Source organism: Flavobacterium salmonis, assembly GCF_903819435.1.
GTDB classification, from domain to species: domain Bacteria; phylum Bacteroidota; class Bacteroidia; order Flavobacteriales; family Flavobacteriaceae; genus Flavobacterium; species Flavobacterium chungangense.
Window position 1 is genome coordinate 32,236 of record NZ_CAIJDP010000058.1, and the last position, 16,354, is coordinate 48,589.

8 protein-coding genes are annotated in these 16,354 nt (G+C 36.8%); 1 reads left to right on the forward strand and 7 read right to left on the reverse strand.

Annotated elements, in window-relative coordinates; all coding sequences use genetic code 11:
• Nucleotides 1–97 precede the first annotated feature (97 nt).
• The 6 genes from FLACHUCJ7_RS04205 to FLACHUCJ7_RS04230 all read right to left on the reverse strand — a co-directional run bounded on the left by FLACHUCJ7_RS04205 (nucleotide 98) and on the right by FLACHUCJ7_RS04230 (nucleotide 10,822).
• Nucleotides 98–1,318 carry a glycoside hydrolase family 88/105 protein gene (locus FLACHUCJ7_RS04205; protein ID WP_180908013.1) on the reverse strand — a complete coding sequence of 407 codons (1,221 nt, stop codon included), beginning with the start codon at nucleotides 1,316–1,318 and terminating at the stop codon, nucleotides 98–100.
• Between the two features lie 4 nt (nucleotides 1,319–1,322).
• Nucleotides 1,323–2,969: a glycoside hydrolase family 43 protein gene (locus FLACHUCJ7_RS04210; protein ID WP_180908014.1), complete on the reverse strand. Its 1,647-nt coding sequence runs from the start codon at nucleotides 2,967–2,969 to the stop codon at nucleotides 1,323–1,325.
• Nucleotides 2,970–3,143: 174 nt separating this feature from the next.
• Nucleotides 3,144–4,793, reverse strand: coding sequence for a DUF5123 domain-containing protein (locus tag FLACHUCJ7_RS04215; RefSeq protein ID WP_180908015.1), 1,650 nt, complete (start codon nucleotides 4,791–4,793; stop codon nucleotides 3,144–3,146).
• An 11-nt stretch (nucleotides 4,794–4,804) separates the two neighbouring features.
• Nucleotides 4,805–6,694, reverse strand: coding sequence for a RagB/SusD family nutrient uptake outer membrane protein (locus FLACHUCJ7_RS04220; protein WP_180908016.1), 1,890 nt, complete (start codon nucleotides 6,692–6,694; stop codon nucleotides 4,805–4,807).
• A gap of 20 nt (nucleotides 6,695–6,714) precedes the next feature.
• Nucleotides 6,715–9,924 (reverse strand): SusC/RagA family TonB-linked outer membrane protein, encoded by a 3,210-nt coding sequence (locus FLACHUCJ7_RS04225; RefSeq protein WP_230408785.1) that lies wholly within the window; start codon nucleotides 9,922–9,924, stop codon nucleotides 6,715–6,717.
• A gap of 82 nt (nucleotides 9,925–10,006) precedes the next feature.
• A complete protein-coding gene (locus FLACHUCJ7_RS04230) occupies nucleotides 10,007–10,822 on the reverse strand; it encodes a hypothetical protein (RefSeq protein WP_180908017.1) in 816 nt (271 codons plus the stop codon).
• Nucleotides 10,823–11,513: 691 nt separating this feature from the next.
• Between FLACHUCJ7_RS04230 and FLACHUCJ7_RS04235 the strand changes: the two genes are divergently transcribed.
• Entirely contained in the window at nucleotides 11,514–11,834 is a 321-nt protein-coding gene (locus FLACHUCJ7_RS04235) for a GIY-YIG nuclease family protein (RefSeq protein ID WP_180908018.1), read from the forward strand.
• Between the two features lie 122 nt (nucleotides 11,835–11,956).
• Here FLACHUCJ7_RS04235 and FLACHUCJ7_RS04240 read toward each other — a convergent pair whose 3' ends face one another.
• On the reverse strand, nucleotides 11,957–16,249 hold the full coding sequence (locus FLACHUCJ7_RS04240; RefSeq protein WP_180908019.1) for a hybrid sensor histidine kinase/response regulator transcription factor: 4,293 nt from the start codon (nucleotides 16,247–16,249) through the stop codon (nucleotides 11,957–11,959).
• Nucleotides 16,250–16,354 lie beyond the last annotated feature (105 nt).

The window sequence follows — 16,354 nt, forward strand, 5'->3', positions numbered from 1 at the left end:
GTTACAATCTTTTGCGCCGAACACCGGCACAAAAGGATTTTCACTGCTATCGGGGCTAGATCGAGATATTTTGCTTTTTATAGTCATGAAAATCAAATTATCTTTTATCCAAAATCTTTTGTAATTCTATACCCGCCATAATAAACGGACCAACTGCTTTTGCATCATTATCCCTTATAGGTTCTGAAATATAATATTCGAATGAACCATCACGGTCTTTAGGATTCTTTCCTCCTAATCCGGCAACGGCGCAGCATTTCGTAATAGAAATAGTGCCATCTGTATTTTCTTTTATGAACTGTTTCTGGATTCCGTTAAAACCAATTTTTGCCGATTTCAGAAACTTTGAACCTACATATCCATTTCGATACGCCTTCGTAAATGAGTAAACAAACATGGTCGAACAGGTTGATTCAAGATAATTCCCTTTTCGACCCGGCTGATCCATCACCTGCCACCAAACTCCTGAATCTTTTTCCTGTGCTTTGAGAACAGCTGAGAACACTTTTTGGACAATTTTGATTAAATCTTTTCGCTTGGGATGATCCTTTGGAACGAAATCTAAAATATCCACCAAAGCCATGCAATACCAGCCCTGAGCGCGTCCCCAAATGTAAGAGGAACGTCCTGTTTCTTTCTTTGCCCAAAATTGTGCACGCTTCTCATCATAGCCATGAAAATTCAGACCTGTTTTTGAATCAAAAGTGTGTTTTTGAATTAGTTCTGCCTGTAAAATCGCATCATCAATGGACTTCGGAACATTAAAAACGGCTCCATATTCTGCAGAAAAGGGATCTGCCATGTAAACACCGTCAAGCCACATCTGCCATGGATAACTTTTTTTATGCCAATAGCCTCCATCGGAGTTTCTTGGATGACCTTCCAACTGTTTGTGGAGTGTATCCATTGCTTTTTTATAGCGATCCTCACCCGTCTTTTTATATATTTCAAAAAGAATTTTTCCGGAGTTTATTAAATCAAGACTGTACTTTTCCAGTTCATAACCTCCCAATATTTTTCCGTTCTTGTCAATCAGCTGGTCAGCGTACATGATTCCGTAATCCCAGTACTTTTGTTCTTTCGTATAGTCATATAACTGCTGATTTGCAAGCGTTACCAATCCGTTTGTATAATTCCATTTAGGAAATTTTACCCCATCAAGAAATACCGGATTTGGAGTACGCTTTTGGTCAGAATCAGCCATTTTTTTTGCCCATTCAATCGGTGCAATTTGATTGTCCTTTGGTTTTGATTGTCCAAATGAAGCCAAATGGCAAACTACCAAAGAGAGAACACAATATTTGATTTTACGTATCATATTTTTAATTTTCTTCTACTCTAAACCAGTCGTAATCTGCATAACTGCTGTCATTAGTAGCCTTAGTTCCTGTTGCAAATAATCCAATCTTTGCTCCTACCCAACGTCCTGCACTTGGTTTGAAAGGTTTTCCAAATTCTTTGAATTTTTTGCCGTCAGTACTGTAATAAAAAGTGACTTTAGCATCATAAGGCTCAATGTTTTGTACCATTTCAACTTTGGCACGGAAAAACACATTTTTTTGATCAATAGCAATAGATGTTATTTCTGTCTCTATATCTTTAGAAGTACGAGCGTTTTTCATTTGGCGCTGTACCAATTTCAAACCGCCTTCTTTACCTTGCTCTATTGCGATGTATGAGTAATCTTCGCCAAATACAATTAATCCAGTTCCGGACTCTTTTGCATCGGGATTATTTTCGAAACTAAGTTTTGCTGTAGCAGTAAAATTAGCACCCGGAAATTTTTGCAATAACAAATTCGGCATCATCCACATCGATTTTATACTCTCATTGCGGGGAATACAGTTTAGGCGCATAAATCCAAGATTAGCAGACGACCATCCCCAATGCTCCCCAGAATTTTGATTTGCCTGCCACTGCCATTGCAATCCTAATTGATGACTATTGAATTCATCTGAAGTAACCAAGGGAGTCGCAGGATAATTTTTACCCACATTTGGTTTTGTATATTCCATAACCGGTTCTCCAATACCATCATTGTTGCTGTCTTTTCCCATAATTGGCCAGCCTTCTTTCCAGGTAACAGGCTGAAGATTCACAACTCGCCCGTATGCCCAACGATCCTGAAAGTGTATAAACCATCCGTCTCCATTAGGTGTTTCAACATATCCACCCTGATGTGGTCCGTTCATTTTTGTATCACCCTGATGCAAAACGATTTTAGATTCATAAGGTCCCCAAACATTTTTAGAACGCATGGCCAGCTGCCATCCTGGTTTTACACCTCCGGCAGGAGCCATAATCCAGTAATAGCCATCTTTCTTGTACATTTTAGAACCTTCAACAGTTGTATGACCATTATGTCCGTCAAAGACCATCGCCGGATTACCAATTAATTTGGTACCATCTGGCGCAAGTTCTGACAACATTAAAACAGTCTTTACAGCCGCACGGCTACCTGCAAATGCATAAGACAGATACGCTTTTCCATCTTCATCCCAAAACGGACAGGTATCAATGATTCCTTTTGCTTCTTTTACCAATACCGGGTCTTCCCAAGTCCCTGCCGGGTCTTTGGTTTTAACCATATAAATTCCGAAATCAGGATCACCCCAATAAATATAATATTCGCCATTGTGATAGCGAATTGATGGAGCCCAGACACCATCCCCATGACGAACAGTACGATAATGCTCTACGGGAAATTGATTTTGTAATGCGTATCCAATTAACTCCCAGTTTACCAGATCATTTGAATGCAGAATCGGAAGTCCAGGTGAACTGTTAAAGCTGGAAGCAGTCATATAATAACCATCTTTCCCTGCACATACATCCGGATCTGAATAATCCACATGTAAAATAGGGTTTTTGTACTTTCCGTTTCCTAAATCGCCATTCCATCCCTGAGCATTTGCTCCTAATCCATAAACTGTCAGACCTATGGACAGTACTAATTGTTTTAATTTCATTTTAAAAAGTATTTAATCAACATGTTTTTACTAAAAAACATTTATAATAACAGGCACTGATTATCTCCAGACTAAAGTGTCTGAGGTATCAGCATTAGAAAAAACATGGTAGGAAAAAGAAGTATCCGGGGTTAGGATACTTCTTTTTTTAACTAAACAATTAACCAGCAGGAATTAAGGAAGCCATCTAAGATCACCCACTTTGTTTGTAACAATTGGAGAGTTTGAATCTTTGATTGTTAAATCTCCTGCTTTTGGATTTACGAATAAGTCTTGTGCACTTATTCCTAATGCGGTACCCTGAATACTCGAAGGTCCCAGCAGATAATTTGTAGTGGTATAATTATTACTGAATGAAGTTGTACTGCCTGCAGCAATTGACTGGATAACTTTACCACAAGCTGAGGCTAATAATACATTTTTGAAAACCAAAGTAGATCCTACAGCTGCCGGAAGATTAATCAAACCGCGATTATAAGCATAATCATAAATCGATACATTGGTGTATTCTAAATAAATTGGATAAGTAGACGTACCATAATCGAACAGGTTTTTAAAATTGTACGTATTATTGGTTGTCCCATAATAGTCTCTCATAAAAGTACAATTTTTGAAAATGGCTTCTTTAAAATTGTCAGCTCCGGCAGAACCAAGAACAAAGGTACCATAGGTTCCTGAATGACCTCCTACTTCATCCAGAGTACAATATTCCATCTTAAAGCTTCCTACTTCTTTGTATTTTCCGCTTCCCTGATGTCTCCAGAAACCGCGTTTAAAATTATTAAAGTCGCAGTTGTAAATGATAACCTCTCCAATTTTCCATGAAGTTCCGCTATTAAAGAAATAACTGGCATCAATAGTCTGATAGAAACGAATGTTTTCAAACTCTAATGAGGTTAAAAATGATCCTTCGGTAATATTCCAGTTTCCGTTCATCTCAATTTGAGGTTTTGCTCCTTCTGTACCACCTTTAAGTTTAAAACCTTTTGAAATCGTAAATGGTGTAATCTTGAATAACGAACCTGCTTCAAGGAAATATACTGTTCCTTCTGGAATTGTGGCATCAGTATTGTTTTTTCTCAACAATGCATCTAAATCATCCCCTTTCATAACCAAAATTTGTCCTGGTGATGGTCCTGCCGAACGGAAATTAACCTGATTGTATGGCCTGTCATAAACACGCGGCTTATTATTGTCGTAAACATTTACATTGTAGGCTGTACTTTTTTCAAGACCTTCAATTTTAGCCTGTCCAAGACTTATTTCAGCCTGAGTCAATTTACGTCCTATAGCCGGAATTTCCTTAGACTGTGCCGGTGCAACAGAAATACTATCTACCGGATTAGCCGCATCGATTGTCCAGCTTACGGTTACTTCAGTTTCAGTAATATTTACTTTCTCTACAGGTTTCAATATTTGAGCATACGCCGGACGTTCTTCTGTCAAAGCATTTGTATAGGCCCATTGCGAATTAAATTTAGGATTGTCGTTATTCGCACGAACCCTAATGTAGAACTGTGTTTTATAAGGAATATCATCCATCAAAATTTGCGTACCTGTAATCGTATATGATTTGAACAGACTGGAATAGTAATTGTCTAAATGCAATTCTACCGTATAGGAAGCAGCATCATTTACTTTGTACCATACTACAGCAATAGAATTACTTTTAACCACAGGTGCGGTAAGCACAAACTTGGGCTGAAACAAATCTCCAACCTTAGCATAAGCAAAATCGTCTTGCTGGCAGGAGTTTAGCATTCCTCCAAACAAAATCATGCTGAGGAATGATAAAATATAAATAGCTCTTTTTGAATTTTTCATATGTAATTCAATTAATAGTTAAAACCATAATAATTCTGAATAGCCCCACGATGATCCGAAATCACTTTTGAAGGATAAGGGCATAAATAACGCAATGGGTCATTTGGAGATTTAGTTGAAGCGTTATTGAAGTTTATGAAACCTCTAAAACTCCACTTAACCTCGTTGTTTGGTTCATAAGCCTGCGTATCGTTATTTAAGGCATACCATTTTGTGGCAAAAGCCGTTTCTGTATAACCTGCGGGTTTGGCTTGTAAAACCGGATCAATTCCTTTTATATCTAAAATTATTCTGCCTCCATTAATTGGATCCGGAATCTCTTTCCAGTAAACGCTTCCCGGAACATTGTCTACACCCGGAACATAAGCTCCATTGGCTACTTTGCCCCAGTTCACGAATTTGTTATATTGATTGTAAATTACCTCGCTGTATTTATTCCAACGGGCTAAGTCAAATTTACGTTTGCTTTCTCCGCCAAGTTCCCAGGCACGCTCATCCATAATGGCCTGAAAAAACAGATCCGGATTTGATTTTGAGGAAACATAGCTATCTACTTTTGCTCCCCAGTCTGCCTGATCAAATGCTCTGCGGCGCACTCGTTTTAAACATTCCTGAGCATCCTGACGAGGACCAAATCGTTCGTTTACCGCTTCAGCATACATCAACAGTACATCTGCAAATCGCATCCAGGAGTAGTTGATACCTGTTCCTTTAGTACTTGTACCTCCTTGTGGGGCTGAGTAAAGTTTTGACCATTTTCCAACAGCCAGCTTAGCTAAATCCAGACGAATTACCTGTTTTAAATTGGCATCATACGAATAAGGTGCGCAGGTAAGATCACGTCTCAAATCTTTACTGTCAAACGAGTACAAATAGGTTCCTGCTAAATTGAGACTTCCGGAAGCGCTTCCGTAAGGGTGAGTTCCTTCTGTAATTGGAATACCAATAGCATAGCCATATTCGCCTGAGATAGATTTCAATAATGGCAATGAAAACATTACATCATCATTAACCGGAGTTACCCAATTGTTTTGCGTAATCCAAAAATTGCGATAACTTAATTTAAGGTCATGCTGTCCTTCATTAATTACTTTTCCTAAATACTGAATGGCAATATCATAATACAATTCATGATTTTCCCCACGAACCATATGACCAATACTGGCTGCATCACTATCCGGGCGTAAAGTCCATCCTCCTCGTGTAAGGGCAAGCAAACCAATCAAACCCTGATTAAAACTTCTTGAGGCGCGTTCTGTACCATACTCTACTACGCTTGCATATTGCATTAATGGCTCTACCGATTTTAAATCATCTATTAGAAATTCAAGAATTTTATTTCTGTCTGTAACTCCTACTCTAAAATCCTCGTCACCTGTTGATGATTTGGTACGAAACACAACATCTCCCCAAATTCGGATCATATCTAAATATATCATGGCACGGATTGTTTTAGCTTCTCCATACATTTGCGTAATTTTTGAAGGCTCAGTTTTGCTGGCTGTTTTATAAAGATCAGAACCTTCAATTCCTTCAATAACATCATTCGCAGCATTGATAATCTTGTACATGGCATTCCAGGTAGAATTCAGGGTTGTCCAATACGGTTTCGGTTCAAAACAGGCAATGTCAGAGCCGTTAACATTAACTGCAGTAGTGCTTACCGCTGCCATCTCTACATCTGTATTCGGATTAAAAACAAAGGCAAGACGATTAGAATACGTATCATCAGTCAGCATAAGTGTATATACCCCTGCAAGTGCAGATTGTATTTCACTTTCAGAACTAAAAACTTCATCCCCGGTAAAACCGGTTGCCGGCTGTACGTCTAGATAATTATCGCAAGCTGTAAAGCACAGTGCGAAACTAAATAGCATACTTAATAATATCTTTTTATTCATGATTTTAAATTTTGATTTAATTAAAATGATAACTGAGCTCCTAAAGTGTAGTTTCTTGTCCTTGGATAGGCATTGTAATCAATGTTAGGTGTCAGTCCTGTTGACAGATTAACTTCCGGATCATAGCCTGAGTAATTCGTCCAGACATATAAATTAGTACCGGTTACATACAAACGAACTCTGTTAAATATTAATTTTTTGGATACGTCTATTGGAATTGTATATCCTATAGAAAGTGTATTCAATCGTAAAAAAGAACCATCTTCAACGGCATAAGACGAAGCAATAGGACGACCGATTGATGTTGGGTTCCACATAGTGGCATTTTTATTGAAATCTGCCAAGAGTGCCGGAGAGTAACGAAGATCGTTCCCCATATCATCAAAGTTACGCCAACGGTTATTCATCGACACTTCCATTCCTAAGTTGTTTTGGTTGTTTTGATACCAGGAAGTCATCATAACTTTGTTGGCGTTGAAAACATCAAACCCATATACAAAGTTGAAAAAAGTAGAGAAATCAAAATTTTTCCATACTGCATTCAGTCCAAAACCTCCTGAATATTTTGGGTTTGTATCTCCAATCACTTTTCTGTCATTCGCACCAATTACATACGTATTTGAATCTGATGCATCAACAGGCGTCAGTTTTTTAAATTTAGCATTTCCCGGACGCGGATCACCTGACAGGTTTTTGGAGTTTGCCACACCTTCTTTCAGTTTCCATGTTTTTGTTAATGGGTCAAATGAGTCGAAATCATCCATGGTGTAAAAACCATCATTAACAAAACCATAAATCAACCCTTTTGTACCGCCTACATAAGCACGATAATCGTCATCATTTAACAATTGTGTTCCTGCCCATCCTGAACTAAGAATCCATTCATTCTCTCCGGTTGAAAGTGCGTCAATTTTATTTTTATTATATCCAATATTGAAATTTACATCCAGGTGAAAATCTTTTTTCTGAATCAGATTGGCATTAATTGCAAATTCAACCCCTTTGTTGGATGTCTGTCCCACATTGGTCATAATTTTACTAAAACCTGATGATCCGGGAATATCAGAAGGCACTAACAAATCTTTTACCGTGTTTTGGTAAAATTCGATATTACCGGTTAGACGTTCTTTAAAAAAGCCGAAATCAACACCTATATTGGCAGTATAAGTTGTCTCCCATTTCACGTTAGGATTGTTTAAATACGTTACACTCTTACCGCTCGGATTATAAAAGTTATAGTAGTAATGACTCTCCTCTCCCCAGCCTACTGATCTGTCTTGTGAAACACCATAATATTTGGCGTACAAATCGCCATCAATTCTATCATTACCCGAAACTCCGTAACTTAAACGTAATTTTAAATTTGAAACGGTTGTACTCTCTTTTAAGAATTTTTCATTTGATATTCTCCATGCAAATGCTCCGGCTGGAAATACTCCCCAGCGATTTGCAGGACCGAACTTTGTGGAACCGTCTGCACGAATTGTAAATGTTGCAAGGTATCTGTCGTCATAACCGTAATTTACACGACCGAAGAATGATGAAATTTTATTAGGCGAACCTTCTTTTGATGAGTTATTATAACCTTTTCCTAGGGCAAGATTATCCAATGCTTTCTCTGCTGTTATACTTTCAGGAAAATAACCCGTGTAATAAGTTTTACTGGCACTCCTCTGATCCTTCATTTCCTGCCCCACCATAGTTTGAAAATCATGAACATTATTGATTTTGAAGCTATAATTTAATACATTGTTCAATTGTGTACGAGGACTTTGAGTCATTTGCCAGCCCACTACCGGCAGACCTCCATTAGCATTTGCCGTACCGGTCTTTAAGCCCCAAAAACGGCCATCTTCTTCATACTGGTATTCAAAACCGAATGAGCTGCGAAAACTCAATCCTTTCATTAAATTCCAGGTTAATGCCCCCACTGTATTGAATGTACGTGCAGTACGCTCCCGATAATTTCTTTCGGCTTCCTGTATCGGATTGAAACGCGGAACAGGTTCATAATCTTCCGGATCAAAATAAGTATCATCATCAGGCAATGTCATATAATCCTGTAAACCCAGTGTTGGTGCCTGACGCAGTGCAGTAAGCAAATTAACCCCTTCTGTACCTGCTCCTTCAATTTTCTTGTTTATAAAGCGGGACTGGAATTCAAAAGTAAATTTATCAGACAGTTTTGTATTAAGCGTTAGGTTCATGTTGGTCTGCTTTAAACCAGTTCCTATTAATACTCCGGGCTGATCCTGATTGGTTAGCGAAAACTTGAATTTGGTTTTTTCATTACCTCCATTCATACTAAAATCAAGGTATTTAGTAATCGGGTTAGTACCAAAAATTTCGTCCTGCCAGTCTACTCCATGATCACCTTTATAAATATACATTTCATTTGCCTGCCCATAACGATTGTAAAAAGCAGTCGGATTTGAGGATCTTCCTTTTTCATACTCATATTGCATCATAACATATTCATACGGATCCATTACATCCAGACGGTTCGCTAAGGTTTTTATTTGCATGTAACTGTTTATATTCACTGAAACCCTTCCTGCTTTAGGATTTTTTGTAGTAACTAAAATAACCCCGTTAGCACCACGGGCACCATAGATAGCAGTAGATGCAGCATCTTTTAATACCTCTACCGATTCGATGTCTGTTGGCGGAATATCATTTAAGGTAGCAACCTCAAACCCATCAACCAAAATTAAAGGTGCATTGTCCTGAGTAATAGAACCTCCCCCACGAACTCGTATCATTATCTCGGAACCAGGAGAACCGTCTGCAGAAGTAATCTGAACACCCGGCAATTTACCTACCAGCGCTTCTGCTACGTTACTGGTTGGAACTTTTTCTAATACTGTTCCTTTGATACTGGATACGGCTCCGGTCAGGTTTGCACGTTTTTGAGTACCGTAACCAATTACCACTACTTCATTCAGTTCACTGGTCGATTCCTTCATCTCGATGTCAATTCCGGAGGTGCGCCCATTTAAAGGCACCGTTATATCTTCCATACCAATAAACTTAACAACCAAAACTGCTGTTTTAGGGTTCGTTACTTTTATGGAAAATTTTCCGTCAAAATCACTGGAAGTATTTGATTTTTCATTTTTTACAATAATTGTTGCGCCGGGAATAGAGCCCATTTTATCTCTCACCACCCCGGTCACAGTTTCCTGAGCATAACCGCCAATCGCAAAAAACAAGACGATTAACGTGCTCATGATATGTTTTTTTATCATCATAACTACTATATTTTATTTTGATTTAGATTTGTTTTCAAATCTGTTCATCATTGAATTTTATTTATCTGGTCTGTACAACTCCATTAATGGTCACTACATAATCTTTAATGATTGGTGTATCGGGATCATTAAGATTAAAATCGATATTAGTAACACCGTTTCCTAAAATTGGAAAAGAGCCTTCAATTTCTTTTGTTTTTACTACAACCAAATCGGCTGTCATAAACTCAATACGAATCGTAACATTATTCGCTGCTTCATCAGTCTGAAATACAATAAAATCGTCTAAGTAGTTAATTCCTCCTGTGGTCGTTTTCTTAGATCTGGAAACGGTCATATCTCCTTTTACAAAGGTTTCATCGGAGACTTTGTATCCGTTACGTTTTACAGAAACAGTAGTTTTTATGACAGCATAACCTGGATCGGCTACGATGTCTTTTGACTTCAGACGTAATGTCCCTGTTCTAGTAAGAATGTTCATGGTAAGCTTTTCCTCAAATGGTGTTGCATAAGGAACCACTGCCGATAAATTTACTTTTTGATCAGCATTGACTGACTGAGGAACAACAAAATCATTCAGATTAACCGGTAACGGAACCATTTCTGCCGGAATATCAGATGCAATAAACTTGTAACTTCCTTTTTCAAGGGCAAAACGATAAAGCGAACTGTAGTTGCCAAAATAATCACCGTTATCTTTATAAATAAAAATAGGTCTTGTCGATATACCTACATTTATATTCCAGGGATTGCCATTCAGCTGAAGTGCATAGTCTCTCACAACAGAGGGCTCGTATTTCATTTCATCACTAGAGCAGGAAGTCATGATAAAAAGAAGTACGCCTACTCCGAGTATTAGTTTTTTTATGTTTTTCATATCCTATTATTTTAATTGAAACTGTTTATCTGCTAAATATTCGTCTGTTAAGACCAATACGCCAGTTAATAATAGAATGAGAGTCTGGTTTGTTTTCATAAGTTTTGGTTATTAATAGTTAGTTAAAAATTAGTTAAAGACTTTTGGTTTATGCAGCAAAACTAGAGATAGCGAGCTGGAAAATGGTGTAAATATTGCTTTTCGAGGAGGGTGAAATCACTAATTCGAGTAGTAATAATTAATGATTAGTCAATTAATTAGGATATTTTTTACATTTTGCGAAAAAATAACCGCTAATAAAAACGAACTATCATTGTATTTAACTCAAAATCAAGTTTAGAAGATGTATAAATAGGATCTTTATATCTATTGTCAGGCTGAGCTGAGTCGAAGCCCTTTTCCAATAAGTTGGCACAATTAAAAAACTTTCAGAATGTTTAAATGAAACAACTCAGAAAAACCGCATACAGAAAACATAGTATTAAACGAGCCTTCGACTTCGCTCAGGATGACAGTTGTATTAGTTATAAAATCTGTGTTCATATCAGGCTGAGCGAAGCTAAAGCCCCCGTTCCAATTGACACACATTTAGGTATTATTCGATAAAACAAGCGAAAACAGAATCAAACCATCCTATTGTTAAGTATTTTTCCTGCTTTAACTGAATGATTAATTTTTAAAAACTTTTTAAATGAAACAATACTATGTATACATTTTAAAATGTTCTGATAATAGTTATTATACCGGAATGACAAATAATATCGAAAGAAGGTTAAACGAACATATCTTAGGACTAAATGAAGAATGTTATACTCTTGCTAAGAGATCATTAGAATTAGTTTTTTGTACTGAATTCAACGAAGTGAATCATGCCATCTCGTTTGAAAAACAAATAAAAGGATGGAGCAGGAAAAAGAAGGAAGCAATAATAAGCGATAAATGGGAGGATTTGAAAAAACTTTCAGAATGTTTAAATGAAACAACTCATAAAAACTGCATACAGAAAACATAGTATTAAACGAGCCTTCGACTCCGCTCAGGATGACACTCGAGTCAATTATAAAAGTTTATCTCACTGTCTGGCTGAGCGGAGTCGAAGCTCTCTTAGTCTGAATCAAGTAAATATTGGAATTTTCAACGAAACTGTCTCCTATACTCAGCCGGTGTATAATTAAATTTTGCCCTAAAACACTTTCCGAAATATTTCAGATCATTAAAACCAACTTCAAAACAAATTTCCTTGATCAGCAAATCTTCTTTTTTAATAAGTTCGGCTGCTTCATTCAAACGCATATCGCGAATAAATACTACCGGCGAAACTCCTGTAATACTTTTAAGTTTATTAAAGAAACTAGCGCGCGACATGCACATCAATTTACCTAATTCATCAACTGAAAAATCTGATTTAGACATGTTTTCCTTTACCAGATTTATTACCTGTAACATGAATTTATGATCCTTAGTAGAAATTTGCAATGGCTCTTTTTCAGAAATTTCAGGAATTGTACCCGTAGAATATATCTGCTGAAGGCGTTGACGCTGTTCTAAAATATTTTTTACCCTTGCTTTTAAAAGACTTACATTGAAGGGTTTGGTTATATAATCATCAGCACCGTATTCCATTCCGTCCAACTTACTTTCAATTGCTGTTTTTGCACTAAGCAGAATCACCGGAATGTGACTTGTCGCAAGGTTGTTTCGAATCAATTTAAGCATTTCTATCCCATCCATTTGTGGCATCATAATATCACTGATGATAAAATCAGGAGATAATTCTGCAGCTTTTAAATGTCCCTCTCCTCCATTTTCTGCTACATAAATGGTATACTCTTTTTCTAAAACAGAAACAATAAAGGCTCTCAATTCAGGATCGTCTTCTACAATCAAACCTACAGGATTTTGTTCTTCCTCTTCATCAAATGTCTCCAAAATGGACTCCTCTTCAAATTTGTGATCATTAACAAAATGCTCATCAGATTCGGATTCCTCAAATATAATATCCACATCCTCATTAAAATGTTTATATCCTTTTAAGAAACTAATTTGAAAACAGCTTCCTCTACCGGGAGTACTGTCTACTAAAACACCTGCTCCGTGTTTATCTGCCAAATCCCTGACAATAGAAAGCCCTATTCCTGTGCTTGGGTTATAGGGATTTTCATTGTAGTTTGAAAAACGTATAAACAATCGTTTTTGAAGTACAGGACTAATCCCCGGTCCGTTATCCATCACTTTTAGAAAAACTTCTTTTTCAGATTCTTCCACATATACCTGAACCAAATCTCCTTTTCTACAATATTTAAACGCATTTGAAAGCAGATTAACCAAAATCTTATCAAGACTATCCGGATCAGCCCAAACAACTGGTTTTGAATCACTAATATTTACCTCCAGTTGTATGTTACGCTGAATACTCATTTCACTAAAATTTTCACTTATTTTAGTTGCAAACGCTCCTAAATCTATCTCACTAACTGCAAGTTTCCTGTCCTGAATTCTTCTTAAATCTAAAATCTGATTTACCAGATTCAATAACTTATTGCTGTTTTTTTCAATAATTCGAAGCTGGCCTTTTACAGAATCTTTAATATCATCATCGGTAAGCATTACCTCCAAAGGTGCCGTGATCATGGTAAGAGGAGTACGGATTTCATGGGAAATATCAGTAAAGAATTTCAATTTTAATTCCCCCATTTGTTTCTGCAATTTCACATCACTTCTCAGTTTTAATATGGTAAGAACCGCACGATTAACGACTAAAAATAAACCAATAGCCAATACCAGATAACAGAAATAAGCCAAATTAGTTCCCCAAACAGAAGGCCGAATCGTAATTTTAATCTGCCTCTGATTATCTGCCCATAGATTATGACCATTTGTAGAGGATATCAAAAGGGTATAATCTCCCCTTCCCAAATTCGTATAATTAATGGATTGCCCCCCTTTAAGATAATTCCATTGCTTATCAACTCCTTCCAGCTTGTAGCGATACACAATACTCTCGCTTTTAATGTAATCCAAGGCGGAAATTTGTACTCTGAAAAAATTCTGATCGTGTTGCAGCGTAACTTCTTCCAGTAAATCAGGATTTTTAGGCGTATCAGGATTTATTTCATGTAGTTCTTTATTATTAACCAAAAAACCGGATATTGCCAGGTAAGGCTTGAAATTGAAGGCTTTAATAGCTTCAGGCCTGAAATAAATAACTCCGTTTGAATACCCTACTGCAATTTCACCATTTGCAAGGCGGCATTTTGTTGCTTCTGAAAATATTTCTGTACCAATAAGTGATTTCAGTTCAGGAAACGTTTCGGCAGTATTTTTTTTGGAATCAAATCTAACCAACTGGTTATCACTCATTAACCAAATATTCCCAACTTTATCCTCTTGCATTGCCACCACTCCATCAACAGGAAAAGCTATACTCTCGTTCCAAACGGACTTAATATTTAATTGCTTGTTTTCATGCAAATCATTCAATATCAATCCATTGCCGTTAGTCGCAAGCGCTACCTTATTGTCATGGGTTATTAGAACATCTAAAATATCGTTGCCTGAAACCTGACGATATTCTTTAAACTGCAGTTTTTCTGCCGATTTATTTTCTCCGGAAAAAGAGAATAATTTATGAGATGAAATAAAAAATAATTCATGTTTTTTATTTTCAACTATAGAACGAACTTTATCAGCTGTTCTTATCGGAAAGTTTTTTAGTTCGTTCCTGTAATTAATAAAACGGAATGCATCATTTGACTGACGAATGAGATTGATGCCTCCTCCCCAGGTAGCTATATAAATCTGACCTGATGACGCCTGAAAAATTTTATAAATATCATTTGAACTAATGCTGTATATATTATTTTCATCATATTTATAATGAGTCACTTTGTAGTTAAAAGGGCGTCCTGTAGGAGTTAAACAAAACAATCCATTTCCACGGGTTCCAATCCACACCCTATTTTTGGTATCCTGCATCATGCTGTAAATATCTGCTCCCCATCCCGGACCTGCCTGAGACAATTGTCCGTCAGATGCTAATACACCTATCTTATTTTTTTTCGCATCAAACAAGGTGATTTTTTCAGTACGGCTTGCGGCCCAAATATTACCGCTTTTATCTGTCATCAGACTACGAACATTATGTTTATGACCGTTATTCGATGAATCGAGATTTAATATTGAAAAATTACTGTTGTTAAAAGTGATCAGATCTAATCCCTGCTTGAAGGAACAAAACCAGAGGTTTCCTAATTTGTCGAACATTGCCGTATGCATCACATCAGACACTGTTTCCTTTGATTCTTTAATAGATTGGATAATCGAATATAATTTGTTGTTTTTTTCGTCCCAATAAGCAAATGGTTCACTGTGTGACTGGATCCAGACCTTTCCGTCCGGTGAATTAAGCAGAAAACTTTTTCTTTCGATACCGGCAGAGGCCGGATCAGCTGAATCAACTTTTATATGTCTTAGTTTTCGGGTAACCAAATCAAATTGATACACACCTGCTCCTGCACCCTCAAACCAAAACTGACGGGAATGGCTTGATCCTAAATAATTAACATTCTTATCCGGAAAACCTGCCAATGTTTTACTATTGTAAACATCCAGTTTGCCCGTTTTTGTATCATAAATATAAAAGCCATTGCTGCGTGTTATTAGCAATACTTTGCTTTCGCCCACACTTTCTTCATTAATAATATCTTCGTTAATCCCCAGCTCAAAATCAAAAAAAGTACTTGATTTTTTAGTAAAGCGTGTAAGCTTTCCACGGGCTCCTCCAAACCATATGTCCTCTTTGGTTTCCATGAAAGAAATAAACGAATAAGACTTTCCGGACTGTCCTTTCATATTTACAAAAAAATATTCAGGTCCTGTACCCAGCTTTTTTAGTCTGCAAATACCGTTATCTGTCAAAATCCAGGTTGTTCCCAATCTATCTTCAAAAACATCATGAACTTTACCACAATGCTTGGAAGGGTCTAAAGGAATTTTTTGAATTTTCTTATTCGTTTCGAAAACTGTCAGATAGTTTTTCTTTTCAGGAAACAACCACACTCTTCCGGAAGGCATAACTTTAAATTTTTGAAAAACATTATCAGAAGATGTAACAGATTTTCCTTCAACGGGGTAATGAAAATTTAATTGATGCGTATCAAAATAGTAAACATCATTTTTTTCAGACTGAATCCATATACGCCCGTTTTTATCAAACTTAAATTTAGCAACCCTGTTCGATAATAAATTCATGGTATTGTTTTGTTCTGCCTTAAATTTCTGAAAAGTATTCCCGTCATAACGTATTAAACCATTGAAAGTACCAAGCCAGATAAATCCCTTTTTGTCCTGCTGTATATCAAGGATACGCGACTGACTTAACTTCAGATCATGCGAAAAATGAGTAAGAATACCCGATGGCTGTGACATACAAAGACCACAAATCAAACAGAAAAAAACTATAATTATATTTCGTTTCAGCATTTATCTTTTTATTACGTAATGCACAAAAATATCAAAATTCTTTTCCCAACC